We start from the raw sequence: 14,227 nt of genomic DNA, 5'->3' as shown, positions 1-14,227 counted from the left end.
ACGCCGTTTCGGAATCCTTAGGGACCTTGTCGCCTGCGGAATATATCTGCCTGAACTATCAACGAAATCAGGCGCAATTCAGAAGGACTGGCCGATGCCGGCGTAGATGCCGTAGTCGGTCCCGTCTGGATATTTGTTGAGTGGGACCGCAAAATCCAACCGGATCGGTCCGAAAGGGGTGGCATAGCGCAGGCCGATGCCGGCGCCGGCGCGGATATCGGAGAAATCGGGGGTCGTGTTTTCCGAAACGGTACCGGCGTCGAGGAAGGGGACGATGCCGATCGTGTCGGTAATCGCGATGCGCGCTTCCAGCGAGGCGCTGACATAGGAGCGGCCGCCCGTGATATCGTTGTTTTCGTCGCGCGGGCTGATCTCCTGATAAGAATAGCCGCGCACCGACCCGCCGCCACCGAGGTAGAAGCGCCGAGGCGCCGGAATGTCGACAAGCTCGTTGCCGCCGACAAGCACGCCCGCGCCGAGCTTGCCGGCAAGAACGAAGCGCTTTTCGTCGCCGAGCGCGTAAAAGCCGGAAGCCGAGGCCTCGAACGAACTGAAGAAGGTCTGCCCCTCGATCTCGTAGCTCGGTTTGGCGTTGATCAGGGCTCGATAGCCTTCCGTTGCGTTCAACTTGTCGTCGCGCGTGTCGCGGACATATTCGAGCGGGATGCTGGCGGTAAGGTAGGAGTTCTTGCCGAAAGCGTCGTCGACGTCGGCCCAGCTCAATTCCGCACCGCCGGAGAAGGTATCCTGCGGCGAAAGCTCGAATGTCGCGCCGGCCGCCCCGGTGATCATCTTTGCGCGGTAGGCGTCCGGGTCGACGAGGCTGGCCGTGAGGCTTGCCGTAAAGGTCGATGCGGGCCCGAAGGCGCCAGGTTTCGCGAACAGGATACCGGCGGAATAGTCGAGGCCGCCGACGTCCGTGGTCTCGCCGATGCGGTTGACCGAGCCTTCTATTCGCACGGATTCTGCGCGGCCAAAGAGGTTGCGATGGCCCCAATAGCCCTGCACGCCGAGGCCGTCGGTGGTCGAGACCTGGCCGCCGAAGCCGAAATAGCGGTGCTTGCCTTCGGACACCTCGATGTTCATTGGGATCGCGCCGTCGGGTGTCAGCGCATCGGCTTCCTTGATCGTGACGCTCGAAAAAACGTTCAACTGGCGCAGGCGCTCGGCGGCCTTGCGGATATTTTCCGGCGAGTAGGGGCGGCCGTGGTTGAGGCGGGAATAATCCCTGACGAAATCCGCGTCGACGGTCTTCGTGCCGGTAACCGTGAGCTGTCCGACCGGCGCGACCGGTCCTCCGGCGGCGCTGATCGTGACGTCGACCGTAGACGTGGCATGGTCGGCGACGACGCTGCGCTCCGTCAGCTTTGCCAGGGGGCGGCTCTGCTCCTTCAGATCGTTCACGATCTGCTCGCCCGCCTTGATTATCAATATCGAGTCGGCGCGGGCGCCGCGCTTCAGATCGTAAGTGGCCGGGTCGAGCCCGGCGGCATCACCTTCGAATCTGACCGAGTCCAACGTAAACGCCGGCCCGGGCATGACCGTGACCGAAACCGGCACAGGTTTGCCCTTGGGGAAGGACGGATCGGGTGGCAGGCTGTCGATATTCTGTCCGTTGACCAGAATGGTTACGGTTCCGCCGTAGCGGGCCTTCTCATAAAGGGCCGCGAGAATACGCTCCCGGTCGTCGCGTGCCTTGATCGCGAGGCCGAGATCGCCCGAGACCGGCTTTTCCCGGTCCTGGAAGAGCATCGAACTGTTCTCTATGGCCTCCCGCAGCTCCTTGTCGTCGGTGCCGGCCTCGAATGTCAGGGCGTAGTTGACCGGGTTGATGACCTGGACTTCTTCCTCGTCGCTTTCGAAGAAGCGCATGCCGAAGAGCCTGAAGGCGTGGGCCTGGTCGATGGAAAACGGGCCGAACAGCGCCGAAGCGACAACTGCGAGCGCGGTTGCTGCCTTCCAGTGCGCAATACTCGACCGTGCTGGAGACATCGCTCTCCGCATCCCGTTTCAGGCGACTCTTAACAAACTGCCTGCATATGCGGCACAGGCCACTATAGCAGAACAAAGTTTTCTATCTGTTAACGATGACGGGCTGCCGCATCCACCCCGAAGCGACGATTCGGGGCGGATTTTCGGCAAAACGGACTCTTTATGTTGTCCTTCAGGCACAACAACGCGGCTTTACGCTAAAGCTGCCGTGGCTCGGAGCCGGCGGGGCCGCCTCGCTACCGACAATAAAAAAGCCCCGGATCGCTCCGGGGCCACTGGTCTGCGATTGCCACGGCAATCAGCAACGGTCGATATAGCGGCGGCCGTAGCGGTCGCGGTAGTAGCACTGGCCCGGCTGTTCGGTGGCATGGCCGATAAGCGCGCCCCCGACGCCACCGATGGCTGCGCCGACAGCCGCGCCGCGCACGTCGTTCGAGATGGCGCCGCCGATGATCGCGCCCGATGCAGCACCGATGCCGGCGCCCTTTTCCGTCTGCGTGCAGCTTGCGACCGACAAGGCGACCAGCACCAGTGCGATGGCTTTCTTCATATTGTCCTCTCCGATCTCTACGGATCTCAGCTTGTCGCTTCGTCCGTCCCTGGATTGAAAGGCGGGTCGACGAACGTCTCCGCCACTTGAACTTGCATTCGGGACAATAAACAGCCGCCCGGGAAAGTCCACGGGGCGGCCGAAATGGTCCCGGCGCCAGATAATGCGATGTTTCCTGAACGGAACATGAAGGCGCTGTTCCCGCAGTCACAGCCACCGCGGAATTTTTTTGTCGCGCGTTGGCCGAAACGGTTGCGGCATTCCAAAAAAAGACAAATGATACAAAGCGCCGCGTCAGTCCGGGAGGAGCGGGCCCGCGGGCAAGGGCATAGATATCAGTTGGCGCGTACTTCAGTCGCGTGGACGCATGTCACCCGAATTGAAGCCGCGCTCAAGTTGGCACGACCGACCCCGGAGGAGCGAAATGGCGAAAATAACGATGACGGTCAACGGCCGCCAGGTCAGCGGCACGTGCGATGACCGGACGCTACTGGTGCACTTTATCCGCGAAAATCTTGGACTGACCGGGACGCATGTCGGCTGCGAGACGTCGCAGTGCGGCGCCTGCGTCATCCATATGGACGGGCTGTCGGTTAAGAGCTGTTCGATTCTTGCAGTGCAAGCGGCAGGCTCATCGATCACCACCATCGAAGGGTTGGCAAAGGACGGCGAGCTTCATCCGGTCCAGGCGGCATTCAAGGCGCATCACGGGCTGCAATGCGGATTCTGCACGCCCGGCATGGTGATGACGGCCGTCGATATGATCGCCCGGCACGGCAGCAACCTCGACGAGGCGACGGTGCGCGCCGAGCTCGAGGGCAATATCTGTCGCTGCACCGGCTACCACAATGTCGTCAAGGCGATCCTCGCCGCCGCGGCCGAGATGGGCGGCGTCCGCCAAGCGGCCGAATGAGGCGCTTTCACAGGGACGAAAACGTCCCAGACGGTTTCATCGCAGCACTTTCGCTGAATGTCTCGGGAGGAGATAGGCAATGGGCGTTGAAGGAATTGGCGCGCGGGTGGCGCGCAAGGAAGACAAGCGGTTCCTGACCGGAAAGGGCCGCTACACGGACGATATGAGCGTGCCGGGCATGAAATACGCCGTGTTCGTGCGCAGCCCGCACGCGCACGCGAAGATCAAGAGCATCGATGCCGCGGCGGCGAAAGCGATGCCCGGCGTCATCGACGTGCTCGATGGCAAGCAGCTCACCGCAGACGGCATCGGGAACCTCATTTGCGGCTGGATGATCCACTCAAAGGACGGCTCGCCGATGAAGATGGGCGCCTGGAGACCGCTGGCCGACCAGACGGTGCGCTATGTCGGCGATGCGGTCGCGGTGGTCGTCGCCGACAGCGTGAACGAAGCGCGCGATGCGGCCGAGGCTGTGGTCGTCGATTACGATGCGCTGCCGGTGGTCACCGATCCGGTCAAGGCGCTCGCAGACGGTCAGCCCCAGCTGCATCCGGAAGCGCCGAACAATCTGATCTTCGACTGGCAGTTGGGCGATGCGGCGGCGACGGATGCGGCGATCGCGGCGGCGGCGCATGTAACGGAGGTGAAGATCCTCAACAACCGCCTGTCGCCGAATGCAATGGAGCCGCGCGCGGCCCTCGGCATCTACGACTCGGGCGACGACCACTACACCTGCTACACGACCAGCCAGAATCCGCATGTTGCCCGGCTGGTGATGAGCGCCTTCTACAACGTCGCGCCGGAAAACAAGTTGCGGGTGATCGCACCCGATGTCGGCGGTGGTTTCGGCTCGAAGATCTACATTTATCCGGAGGAGATCGTCTGTCTCTGGGCCTCGAAGCGGACCGGCGTGCCGGTGAAGTGGACGTGCGACCGTACCGAAGCCTTCATGACCGACGCCCACGGCCGCGATCACGTGTCGACCGTGAAGATGGCGTTCGACAGCTCTAACAAAATCACCGCGCTGAAAGTCGACACCATCGCCAATCTCGGCGCCTATATGTCGCTCTTCTCCTCGTGCGTGCCGACCTATCTCTATGCGACGTTGCTCTCCGGGCAATACGATATCCCGGCGATCCATGCCAATGTCCGCACGGTCTATACCAACACCGCTCCGGTCGATGCCTATCGCGGCGCGGGGCGGCCGGAGGCCACCTATCTCCTCGAGCGGACGATGGAGATTGCGGCACGGGAACTCGGTCTTTCGCCCGCCGAGCTGCGGCGGATCAACTTCATCCGCACCTTCCCCCATCAGACGCCGGTGATCATGAACTACGACGCCGGCGACTACGATGCGTCGCTGAATGCCGCTATGGCGGCGGCCGACTGGGACGGCTTTGCCGCCCGGAAGGCGGAAGCGGCGCGGACCGGCATGAAGCGGGGCATCGGCATGAGCTGCTATATCGAGGCTTGCGGGCTTGCGCCGTCTTCCGCCGTCGGCTCGCTCGGCGCCGGCGTCGGCCTTTGGGAATCGGCAGAAGTCAGGGTCAATGCGGTCGGCACGATCGAGGTGATGACCGGCTCGCATAGCCACGGCCAGGGGCACGAGACGACCTTTGCCCAGCTCGTCGCAGAGCGCTTCGGCGTGCCGATCGACAGCGTCAATATCGTCCATGGCGACACGGACAAGGTGCAGATGGGAATGGGAACCTATGGCTCCCGGTCCGGTGCCGTCGGCATGTCGGCGGTCGTCAAGGCATTGGACAAGGTCGAGGCCAAGGCCAGGAAGATCGCCGCGCATCTCATGGAGGCAGACGAAAGCGACATCGTCATCGAAAACGGCGAGCTGAAGGTTGCCGGTACCGACAAGTCGGTGCCCTGGTTCCAGATGGCGCTTGCCGCCTACACTGCCCACAACCTGCCGGCCGGAATGGAGCCCGGCCTGAAGGAGGGCGCCTTCTACGATCCGTCGAATTTCACGTTCCCGGCCGGATGCTACATCTGCGAGGTGGAAGTCGACCCGGAAACCGGGCAGACGGAGATCGTCCAGTTCGTCGCGGCGGACGATTTCGGCAACCTTATCAACCCGATGATCGTCGAGGGTCAGGTGCATGGCGGGCTGGCGCAGGGTATCGGCCAGGCCCTGCTCGAGGGCGTCCATTACGATCCAGAAAACGGCCAGCTCCTGACGGCGAGCTATATGGACTACGCCATGCCGCGTGCCGATAACCTGCCGTCCTTCAAGGTGTCGACCTCGAATACGCCGTGTCCGAACAATCCGCTCGGCGTCAAGGGTTGCGGCGAAGCGGGTGCGATCGGTTCGCCGCCGGCGCTGATCAATGCGATCACCGACGCGATCGGCAACAACGCGCTTACCATGCCCGCGACGCCCGAGAAGGTATGGGCTGCGGCCCATGCCGCCAAGTGATACGGAGGACCAGAGATGTATGAGACCAACTATCATAGGCCGGCCTCCGTGCAGGAGGCGGTGAAGCTGATCGGCGGAGCCGCCGAAGGCAAATATCTCGCCGGCGGCATGACGCTCATTGCGACGATGAAACAGCGGCTCGCGGCGCCAAGCGATCTCGTCGATCTTCGGCACATCGCCGAAATGAAAGGGATCACGGTCAACGGACGATCCGTGCGGATCGGCGCGGCGACGACCCATCGCGAGGTCGCGTCGTCGGCCGAACTCGGGGCGGTCTGCCCGGCGATCTGCGCGCTGGCCAGTCATATCGGCGACCCGCATGTCCGCAACATGGGAACGATCGGCGGCTCCATTGCCAACAATGATCCGGCGGCGGACTATCCGGCGGCGATGCTGGCGCTCGACGCGACGATCGTCACCAACAGCCGCGAGATCGCGGCGGCGGACTTCTTCACCGGGCTGTTCGAGACGGCGTTGGACGATGGCGAGATCATTACCGCCATCACCTTCGATGCGCCGGCGAAGGCGGCGTACCAGAAGTTCCCGAACCCGGCCTCGCGCTACGCGATGGCTGGCGTCTTCGTCGTGCGTCGCGACAATGGCGACGTGCGCGTTGCCGTGACCGGAGCGGGTTCGAGTGGTGTCTTTCGCCATCAGGGCATGGAGGCGGCACTTGCCGGCAACTGGTCGCCGGATGCGGTCGGCAATGTCTCCGTGGATGCATCGGATTTGCTGGCAGACCTTCATGCCAGTGCTGTCTACCGCGCCAACCTAATCAAGGTTATGACCAAGCGCGCCGTGGCCGCGGCTTGATGGGACTTAAGTATTGAAAAAGGGCGGCTCCGGCCGTCCTTTTTTGCAAAAGCTTGACTTCGATCAAAGTTGAGGGGATTGAGTTGCGCTAGCTGTTTTGGAATAGTTCAAAAGTAGAGGCCTTTTGCCGCAGGAGCGGGGGTCTTTCCGGGGTTGACCGCTGATTGCTTTGAATCAAGAAAGGCGTCAGGGCACTGGAGATGATGATGGATTTCGAGAGTTTCTTCAAAAACGAGCTGGACGGGCTGCATCAGGAAGGCCGCTATCGGGTTTTCGCGGATCTAGCCCGCCATCGCGGTGAGTTTCCGAGGGCGACGCGCCACACGGCCGAAGGCACCCAGGAAGTGACCGTCTGGTGCTCGAACGACTATCTCGGCATGGGTCAGTCTCCGGTCGTGACCGAAGCGATGAAGCGGGCGATCGACGAATGCGGTGCCGGCGCCGGCGGCACGCGCAACATCTCCGGCACCAATCACTACCACGTCCTCCTCGAACGCGAGCTTGCCGATCTGCACGGCAAGGAAGCCGCCCTCCTGTTCACCTCCGGCTATGTGTCGAACTGGGCCGCGCTTGGAACGCTCTGTTCCAAGATTCCCGGTATCATCGTCTTCTCTGACGCCGGGAATCATGCTTCGATGATCGAGGGGATCCGCCATTCGAAATGCGAACGCGTGATCTTCAAGCACAATTCTGTCGCCGATCTCGAAGCCAAGCTTGCCGCGGCCGATCCGCGTGCGCCCAAAATCATCGCCTTTGAATCCGTCTACTCGATGGATGGCGACATCGCGCCAATCAAGGAATTCTGCGATCTTGCCGACAAGTACGGCGCGATGACCTATCTCGACGAAGTGCACGCTGTCGGCATGTACGGCCCGCGCGGCGGCGGCATTGCCGAACGCGAGGGGCTGATGCACCGGCTGACGGTGATCGAAGGCACGCTCGGCAAGGCCTTCGGCGTCATGGGCGGCTACATCACCGGCTCGACCGCGCTTTGCGATTTCGTCCGCTCGTTCGCTTCCGGCTTCATCTTCACGACGGCGTTGCCGCCGGCGCTTGCAGCCGGTGCGCTCGCTTCCATCAGGCACCTGAAGGAAAGCCAGGTCGAACGTTTCGCGCATCAGGAGCGCGTGCGTCGGCTGCGTTCGCTGCTCGACCAGCGCGGCATCCCGCACATGGTCAATCCGAGCCACATCGTGCCGGTGATGGTGGGCGATGCTGCCAAGTGCAAGTGGATCTCCGACTTGCTGCTCGACAATTTCGGCGTCTACGTCCAGCCGATCAACTATCCGACGGTGCCGAAGAAGACCGAGCGCCTGCGCATCACCCCGACGCCGCTGCATTCGGATGCCGATATCGACCATCTGGTCGGCGCGTTGCATTCGTTGTGGTCGCGCTGTGCGCTGGCAAGGGCCGTCGCGTAAGCGCAGCCTGACTCTTTGAAGCCCACGCAATTCCGGACGGAAAGCCGTTACGTACTTTTCGTGGAATTGCGTCACGGAATGAACCCGGCAGCCATCTGCCGGGCTTTTTCGTCCGCCGCGAAGACATCATCCATGGTGGCGGCTGCAGGCAGGTCGGCAAGCGCGTCCATCACCTTCTCGACGATTTCGGCCATGGCAAGGAAACCGGCCCGTCCCTTGATGAAGGCCTCGAGCGCGGTTTCCTTGGCGCCGTTCAGCACGGCGCCCTGGACCCCGCCGGCTTCCATGGCGCGCCGCGCCAGGCGCAGGGCCGGAAAGCGGATTTCGTCCGGCGCCTCGAAATCGAGCCGCGAAAGCTTTGCGAAATCGAGCCGCTCGACCGGCAGATCGCACCGGCTCGGATAGGAAAGCGCATAGCCGATCGCGGTGCGCATGTCGGGGCAGCCGAGCTGCGCCAGCACCGATCCGTCGCTGTAGCCGACCATCGAATGGATGACCGACTGCGGATGCACGATGACCTCGATCTGCTCGGGGTTGAGCCCGAAGATATGGCGCGCCTCGATCATTTCCAGCGCCTTGTTGAACATCGAGGCGCTGTCGATCGAGATCTTCAGCCCCATCGACCAGTTCGGATGGGCGCGCGCCGTCTCGGCCGTAACATGGCGCATCTCATCGAGCGATTTGGTGCGGAACGGTCCGCCGGAGGCCGTCAGGATGATCCGCTCGACGGCATGGCGCTGATCGTTTTCCAGCACCTGGAAGATCGCATTGTGTTCGCTGTCGACGGGCAGCAGCCGGCCGCCGCCCTTCTTGACCGCATCGACGAAGAGGCTGCCGGCGGAGACCAGACATTCCTTGTTGGCAAGCGCGATATCGGCCCCGCGCCTAGCAGCGGCAAGTGTCGGGGCAAGGCCGGCATTGCCGACGATTGCCGCCATCACCCAGCCGGCGTCGCGCTCGGCCGCCTCGGTCAAGCCGCTGCGACCGGCGGCAACCGCGATCCCGCTGCCGGCAAGCGCCGATTTCAGGTCCTGATAAAGATTGTCGTCCGCGGTCACCGCCAGTTCGGCGCCGAGCCGGCGCGCCTGTTCGGCAAGCAGCGGGATGTTGCCGTTTCCGGTCAGCGCGGCGACCTCGAAGCGTTCTCGCCCGCCGAGCCGTTCGATGACGTCGAGCGTGTTTGTGCCGATCGAGCCCGTGGAGCCCAATATCGTCAGACGGCGCTTCGTGCTGTCGCCGGATGCCATTGCCAAATCCCGTGTTCTTCTCGTTTGTAAGATTTGCTTTAGGCTCTACAGCCGAATGCCGCGGGCAACAAGGGCGGACTTGCTGTCCCTCCATCGCATCGCTCGCAGACAGCGGGGTAAGGCTCAGGCGAAGCGTTTTCCGCTCGCGTCCTGTGTCGTGACTTCCTACAGCGCCGCGCGTCTTGTTAGACGCGCAAAGGTCGCTGTAGCACTTTGAATCGCTGCATGTTTTTATCCTTAAATCGGCTACGATGTAAGGAAACATGCAGTAGCATCGGTACAGGCAGCGAATACGTGCTGATTTGTGGAGGAGTTCGAGATGCTGAAAGCTCTGACTGCCGCGTCCTGCGCCTGCGTGTTGATCGAGCTGACTTCGACGCAGATCGTCGCCGCCGAAAGGGTGCCGGAAGAACTGATCGGCTCCTGGCTTGCTGAGGATATCGGCGGCGGCGGCGTGATCGACGACCTTCAGACCGTGCTCGAGATACGCGAGGATGGCACCTATGGCGGCATGGCCGGCTGCAACAATTTCACCGGTGCTTTCAGCCTTTCAGGCACCACGATCACATTTGGGCCAACTGCTGCGGCGCGCAAGATGTGCGCACCCGCAATCATGGACCAGGAGCAGAAGTTCTTCGACACGCTGCGCGACGGGCTTACCTGGAGGATTGACGGCGGAAGACTGACGCTGACGAGGCCGGATGGTACGCCGGTCATGCGGCTCACCTCAATGGAGGCTGCGGCCGCTGGTGTCGCTGAAGTCACGCTCAACATCCCCGATGCCGGCGCCGTCGATCGACAGAAGGTTCGTTATGATTGCGGCGGCGAGACCGTCGAGGCCGAATATATCAATGCCGGCCCGGTCTCGCTGGTGACGTTCTCGATCGGCGGCACCTATATCGTCGCTTCGGCGGTCATCTCCGGATCTGGCGCAAGATACGCCGGCGGCCGATATGTCTGGTGGACCGAGGGCGAGGAGGCGACGCTCTTTGATGTCGCGAAGGGCGAGGATGATCCCGGCATCGCTTGCCGTAAGACTGGATAGTCGACAGCCATAAGCGTTTCCCGTCTTCGTCGGGTTTGGAGAACCGCAAGGGCGATTGCGTCAGCGGCATTCCGGATCCGTCCTCTTGCGCAAAAGGAACTACGGGTATATACCCGTGCTATGCCAAGCGAAACATGTCATTGCATCGTGCTGCGCCAAGCCTCCCGAAAGGTCTCGTCCTACTATGACGAGGCGCTGGCGCCGCTCGGCGTGAATATCGGGCAGTTCAGCCTGCTCCGGAACATCAACCGGCTGGAGCCGGTCTCGCTCACCGAGCTTGCCGGCAAGGTAGAACTCGACCGTTCGACGGTGGGCCGCAATACGAAGGTGCTGGAGCGCATGGGACTGGTTGCGATCGGTCACGGTGAAGACCAGCGCGAAGCCATGCTGACACTGACGGAGAAGGGTCGCGGCCTGCTCGCAAAAGGCGCCCCTCTCTGGGACAGTGTCCAGGAGAATATCGAGGTCCGTCTCGGACCGGAGAAGACGAAACAACTGCTGGAGCTGCTCAGGGAGCTCTGATTCTTTTATGCAAAAGCGGGCATATACCCGCAATGCGCGCTGCAGCTGCGGCGACGATCAGGAAAGGATGCTAAGATGATCTCCAATGGCGCCGCCCGCTGGATGGCCGACAGAAACCTTCACTATGGATGGGCGGTTGCCGCCACCACCTTCCTCACCATGCTGGCCACCGCCGGCGCCATGGGTTCGGCCGGCGTAATGATCCAGCCGCTGCACGCGGAGTTTGGCTGGGACATTGCCGATATTTCCTCGGCCATGGCCGTCCGCCTCGTGCTCTTCGGTCTGCTGGGGCCCTTCGCTGCCGCGTTCATGAATCATTTCGGCGTGCGGCAGGTGGTCACGACGGCACTGGCGCTCATCATGGCCGGCCTCGTCATGTCGCTGTTCATGACCGAAGTCTGGCAACTCGTGGCACTCTGGGGCGTGGTAATCGGGGTCGGCACGGGAATGACGGCGCTGGTGCTCGGCGCGACCGTTGCAACCCGCTGGTTCTCCAAGCGTCGAGGCCTAGTCGTCGGGCTGATGACAGCCAGCAACGCAACCGGCCAGCTCGTCTTCCTTCCCCTTCTCGCGGCAATGACCGAAGCCTATGGTTGGCGCGCGGCGCTGACGGTCACCGTGGCGGTCATTGCAGCAGCCATGTTGCTGGTGCTCCTCCTGATGCGTGATTATCCCGCCGATGTCGGACTGCCTGCCTTTGGCGACGCTGCGGTGTCGAAGCCGCCGGAACAGGACCACAAGCTGCTGGCGACGCTTGTCTCTCCGCTCTTCGCGCTCCGCGATGCAACCGGCAGTGCCACTTTCTGGGTTCTGTTCGGAACCTTCTTCGTCTGCGGGCTTTCCACCAATGGGCTCATCCAGACGCACTGGATCTCGATCTGCGGTGATTTTGGCATGGCTGCGGTGACGGCGGCGAGCACGCTGGCTGTGATCGGCATCTTCGACTTCTTCGGCACGATCTTCGCCGGCTGGCTCTCCGACCGCTATGACAACCGCTGGCTGCTCTTCTGGTTCTACGGCCTGCGCGGCTTGTCGTTGATCTATCTGTCGGTTTCGGGCTTCAGCTTCGTGGAACTGTCGGTCTTTGCAATCTTCTACGGCCTCGACTGGGTGGCGACCGTGCCGCCGACCGTCAAGATCGCAGCCGAAAAATTCGGTCGTGAAAAAGCTGGCCTCGTCTTCGGCTGGGTGTTTGCCGGCCACCAGCTCGGCGCGGCGACCGCGGCTTTCGGTGCCGGTTACTTCAAGAGCGACTTCGATACCTACATGCCGGCCCTGCAGATTGCCGGCGTCATGTGCATGGTCGCTGCGATCTCGGTTCTGCTGTTAAGGAAGCCGGACTCCGCGATCATGGTGCCGCAACCGGCGTAGGCGCATCGCCCAGGCAACAGAAGGCCCGCTCGAAGCGGGCCTTTCGCTGTTTCGATCCGGCCGGCTATCAAGCGGCGGCGAGCATGGTCGTGGCGATCTACAAAAAGCGGAAAATGGTGATCCCGGCGCGATTCGAACGCGCGACCCCCAGATTAGGAATCTGATGCTCTATCCTGCTGAGCTACGGGACCACTCGGTATAGACCCATACAAAAGCAAGGCTCGTTCGCCAAGTGTTTTTGCACGGCGTTCTGCCGATTTGCGATATGCCGCTTCGCACTTTTCCGCATCCCACTCTACAGCGCCGCGCGTCTTATCAGACGCGCAAAGGTCGCTGTAGGATTTGAATTGCTGCATAATTTTGTCCTTAAATCGAACAGGATTTAAGGAATTATGCAGTAGCATCTGCGACGTTGCAGATGTTAAGCAAGGGCCAGCGGCGGGGCCGGAGGAGCGTCCTGCCGTTTCCTCGATATCCATCCTGAGATCTGATCCACACATGTTCATCGGAATTGATTGGGGCGGCACGAAAATGGAAGTCATCGCGCTCGACCGCGATGGCGAAACGCGCGCCCGGCACCGGGTCGCAACGCCGACCAGCGGTTATGACGACTGCATCCGCGCCGTGATCGACCTCGTGGCCGCCGCCGAACAGACGGCCGGCGCGCGCGGATCGATCGGCATAGGCATTCCCGGCAGCCCCAATCCGCGCACGGGCATCGTGCGCAACTCCAATGCCGTCCTCATCAACGGCAAGCCGCTCGGCCGCGATCTTGAAGCCGCCCTCGGCCGCGAGGTTCGGCTCGCCAACGACGCCAATTGCCTTGCCGTTTCGGAGGCGGTGGACGGGGCGGGCAAGGACGCCCGCGTCGTCTTCGGCGTAATCGTCGGCACGGGACATGGCGGCGGGCTTGCCATCGGGAAGAAGGTTCACGCGGGCTACCAGGGCGTTGCCGCCGAGATCGGGCACTATCCGCTGCCCTGGATGACGCGGGAGGAATATCCCGGCCACAAGTGCTGGTGCGGCAAGCTCGGCTGTCTCGACATGTATGCCTGCGGCACCGGACTGGAGCTCGACTACCGCACGACGACCGGCATCGACCGCCGCGGCAGGGATATCATCGAGGCGAAGCGCGCCGGCGACCCCGTGGCGATGGGCGTCTATGAACGCTTTGTCGATCGTCTTGCCCGCAGCCTGGCGCTGCTCACCAATGTTGTCGACCCGGACGTCTTCGTGCTCGGCGGCGGCATGTCCAATGTCGACGAGATCTACGGCGAACTGCCGGCGCTGATCACCAGGTACATCTTCGGCGACAGTTTCGAGACGCCGATCCGCAAGGCGGTGCACGGCGACAGTTCCGGCGTGCGTGGTGCCGCCTGGCTCTGGAAGAGCTGAGCCCTGACCTTAGAGCAAGGAGATATCATGAACATCGACAACGATCTGCGCCGCATCGCGCTGCAGGAGCGGGAACTGCAGTTCGAGCAGTTCAATCTCGACACGGCCTGGGAACTCGGCTCGGCGCTTCGGCGTATGGCGGCCGAGCGCAAGCTCGGCGTGGTCATCGACATCACGCTCTTTTCCATGCAGGTCTTCTACGCTGCGCTCGAGGGCGCGACGCCGGACAATCCGAACTGGGTTAGGCGCAAGCGCAACACCGTCTTCCGGCTGTTCAAGAGCAGCTACGCGACCGGCCTCGGCCTGTTGAAGCAACAGACGAACCTGCAGGCGAAACTCGGCCTGCCGGATGCCGAATACGCCGCGCATGGCGGCAGTTTCCCGATCGTCCTCAAGGGCACGGGCTGCATCGGTGCCGTCACGGTTTCCGGATTGCCGCAGCGCGAGGACCATAATCTCGTCGTCGAGGCGCTGGCGGAATTGTTCAAGACCGATCACGCCACGCTGAAGCTCGAGGACTGACAGGAACG

12 protein-coding genes and 1 tRNA gene are annotated in these 14,227 nt (G+C 62.4%); 9 read left to right on the top strand and 4 right to left on the bottom strand.

Annotated features, from left to right (window positions below):
- Positions 1-78 precede the first annotated feature (78 nt).
- Together FKV68_RS18680 and FKV68_RS18675 are read right to left on the bottom strand one after the other, a co-directional pair.
- Entirely contained in the window at positions 79-1,992 is a 1,914-nt protein-coding gene (locus tag FKV68_RS18680; RefSeq protein ID WP_180939261.1) for an autotransporter assembly complex protein TamA, read from the bottom strand.
- A gap of 298 nt (positions 1,993-2,290) precedes the next feature.
- Positions 2,291-2,542, bottom strand: a complete 252-nt coding sequence (locus FKV68_RS18675; RefSeq protein ID WP_180939260.1) for a glycine zipper domain-containing protein — start codon at positions 2,540-2,542, stop codon at positions 2,291-2,293.
- A gap of 424 nt (positions 2,543-2,966) precedes the next feature.
- Here FKV68_RS18675 and FKV68_RS18670 point away from each other — a divergent pair, with 424 nt between their 5' ends.
- The 4 genes from FKV68_RS18670 (at position 2,967) to hemA (ending at position 8,117) form a co-directional block, all read left to right on the top strand.
- Positions 2,967-3,455, top strand: coding sequence for a (2Fe-2S)-binding protein (locus FKV68_RS18670; RefSeq protein ID WP_180939259.1), 489 nt, complete (start codon positions 2,967-2,969; stop codon positions 3,453-3,455).
- Positions 3,456-3,534: 79 nt separating this feature from the next.
- Entirely contained in the window at positions 3,535-5,883 is a 2,349-nt protein-coding gene (locus FKV68_RS18665; protein WP_180939258.1) for a xanthine dehydrogenase family protein molybdopterin-binding subunit, read from the top strand.
- Positions 5,884-5,898: 15 nt separating this feature from the next.
- On the top strand, positions 5,899-6,696 hold the full coding sequence (locus FKV68_RS18660) for an FAD binding domain-containing protein (RefSeq protein WP_180939257.1): 798 nt from the start codon (positions 5,899-5,901) through the stop codon (positions 6,694-6,696).
- Between the two features lie 206 nt (positions 6,697-6,902).
- On the top strand, positions 6,903-8,117 hold the full coding sequence (gene hemA / locus FKV68_RS18655) for a 5-aminolevulinate synthase (protein ID WP_180939256.1): 1,215 nt from the start codon (positions 6,903-6,905) through the stop codon (positions 8,115-8,117).
- A gap of 71 nt (positions 8,118-8,188) precedes the next feature.
- On the opposite strand, the gene dxr is transcribed toward hemA, so the two are convergent.
- Positions 8,189-9,364, bottom strand: coding sequence for a 1-deoxy-D-xylulose-5-phosphate reductoisomerase (dxr, locus tag FKV68_RS18650; protein WP_180939255.1), 1,176 nt, complete (start codon positions 9,362-9,364; stop codon positions 8,189-8,191).
- Positions 9,365-9,683: 319 nt separating this feature from the next.
- On the opposite strand from dxr, the gene FKV68_RS18645 reads away from it, so the two are divergent.
- The 3 genes from FKV68_RS18645 to FKV68_RS18635 all read left to right on the top strand — a co-directional run bounded on the left by FKV68_RS18645 (position 9,684) and on the right by FKV68_RS18635 (position 12,302).
- On the top strand, positions 9,684-10,409 hold the full coding sequence (locus tag FKV68_RS18645; protein ID WP_180939254.1) for an META domain-containing protein: 726 nt from the start codon (positions 9,684-9,686) through the stop codon (positions 10,407-10,409).
- Positions 10,410-10,529: 120 nt separating this feature from the next.
- Positions 10,530-10,931, top strand: a complete 402-nt coding sequence (locus FKV68_RS18640) for a MarR family winged helix-turn-helix transcriptional regulator (RefSeq protein ID WP_180939253.1) — start codon at positions 10,530-10,532, stop codon at positions 10,929-10,931.
- Between the two features lie 75 nt (positions 10,932-11,006).
- Positions 11,007-12,302, top strand: coding sequence for an MFS transporter (locus tag FKV68_RS18635; protein WP_180939252.1), 1,296 nt, complete (start codon positions 11,007-11,009; stop codon positions 12,300-12,302).
- Positions 12,303-12,416: 114 nt separating this feature from the next.
- Here the strand turns inward: FKV68_RS18635 and FKV68_RS18630 are convergent.
- Positions 12,417-12,493 (bottom strand) — tRNA-Arg (locus tag FKV68_RS18630).
- Between the two features lie 307 nt (positions 12,494-12,800).
- On the opposite strand from FKV68_RS18630, the gene FKV68_RS18625 reads away from it, so the two are divergent.
- Complete coding sequence (locus FKV68_RS18625) at positions 12,801-13,697, top strand: ROK family protein (protein WP_180939251.1); 897 nt, start codon at positions 12,801-12,803, stop codon at positions 13,695-13,697.
- Positions 13,698-13,724: 27 nt separating this feature from the next.
- Positions 13,725-14,219: a heme-degrading domain-containing protein gene (locus FKV68_RS18620; protein ID WP_180939250.1), complete on the top strand. Its 495-nt coding sequence runs from the start codon at positions 13,725-13,727 to the stop codon at positions 14,217-14,219.
- The last annotated feature ends 8 nt before the right edge of the window (positions 14,220-14,227 follow it).

The organism is Sinorhizobium mexicanum (genome assembly GCF_013488225.1).
GTDB lineage: Bacteria > Pseudomonadota > Alphaproteobacteria > Rhizobiales > Rhizobiaceae > Sinorhizobium > Sinorhizobium mexicanum.
Note: the sequence above shows the minus strand (reverse complement) of the source record. Positions and strands in the feature narration are given on the sequence as shown.

What these genes read in the sequence shown, in the direction of transcription:
- FKV68_RS18680 (WP_180939261.1), bottom strand. Translation starts at nt 1,992, where the DNA reads ATGTCTCCAGCACGGTCGAGTATTGCGCACTGGAAGGCAGCAACCGCG.
- FKV68_RS18675 (WP_180939260.1), bottom strand. Translation starts at nt 2,542, where the DNA reads ATGAAGAAAGCCATCGCACTGGTGCTGGTCGCCTTGTCGGTCGCAAGC.
- FKV68_RS18670 (WP_180939259.1), top strand. Translation starts at nt 2,967, where the DNA reads ATGGCGAAAATAACGATGACGGTCAACGGCCGCCAGGTCAGCGGCACG.
- FKV68_RS18665 (WP_180939258.1), top strand. Translation starts at nt 3,535, where the DNA reads ATGGGCGTTGAAGGAATTGGCGCGCGGGTGGCGCGCAAGGAAGACAAG.
- FKV68_RS18660 (WP_180939257.1), top strand. Translation starts at nt 5,899, where the DNA reads ATGTATGAGACCAACTATCATAGGCCGGCCTCCGTGCAGGAGGCGGTG.
- hemA (WP_180939256.1), top strand. Translation starts at nt 6,903, where the DNA reads ATGGATTTCGAGAGTTTCTTCAAAAACGAGCTGGACGGGCTGCATCAG.
- dxr (WP_180939255.1), bottom strand. Translation starts at nt 9,364, where the DNA reads ATGGCATCCGGCGACAGCACGAAGCGCCGTCTGACGATATTGGGCTCC.
- FKV68_RS18645 (WP_180939254.1), top strand. Translation starts at nt 9,684, where the DNA reads ATGCTGAAAGCTCTGACTGCCGCGTCCTGCGCCTGCGTGTTGATCGAG.
- FKV68_RS18640 (WP_180939253.1), top strand. Translation starts at nt 10,530, where the DNA reads ATGCCAAGCGAAACATGTCATTGCATCGTGCTGCGCCAAGCCTCCCGA.
- FKV68_RS18635 (WP_180939252.1), top strand. Translation starts at nt 11,007, where the DNA reads ATGATCTCCAATGGCGCCGCCCGCTGGATGGCCGACAGAAACCTTCAC.
- FKV68_RS18625 (WP_180939251.1), top strand. Translation starts at nt 12,801, where the DNA reads ATGTTCATCGGAATTGATTGGGGCGGCACGAAAATGGAAGTCATCGCG.
- FKV68_RS18620 (WP_180939250.1), top strand. Translation starts at nt 13,725, where the DNA reads ATGAACATCGACAACGATCTGCGCCGCATCGCGCTGCAGGAGCGGGAA.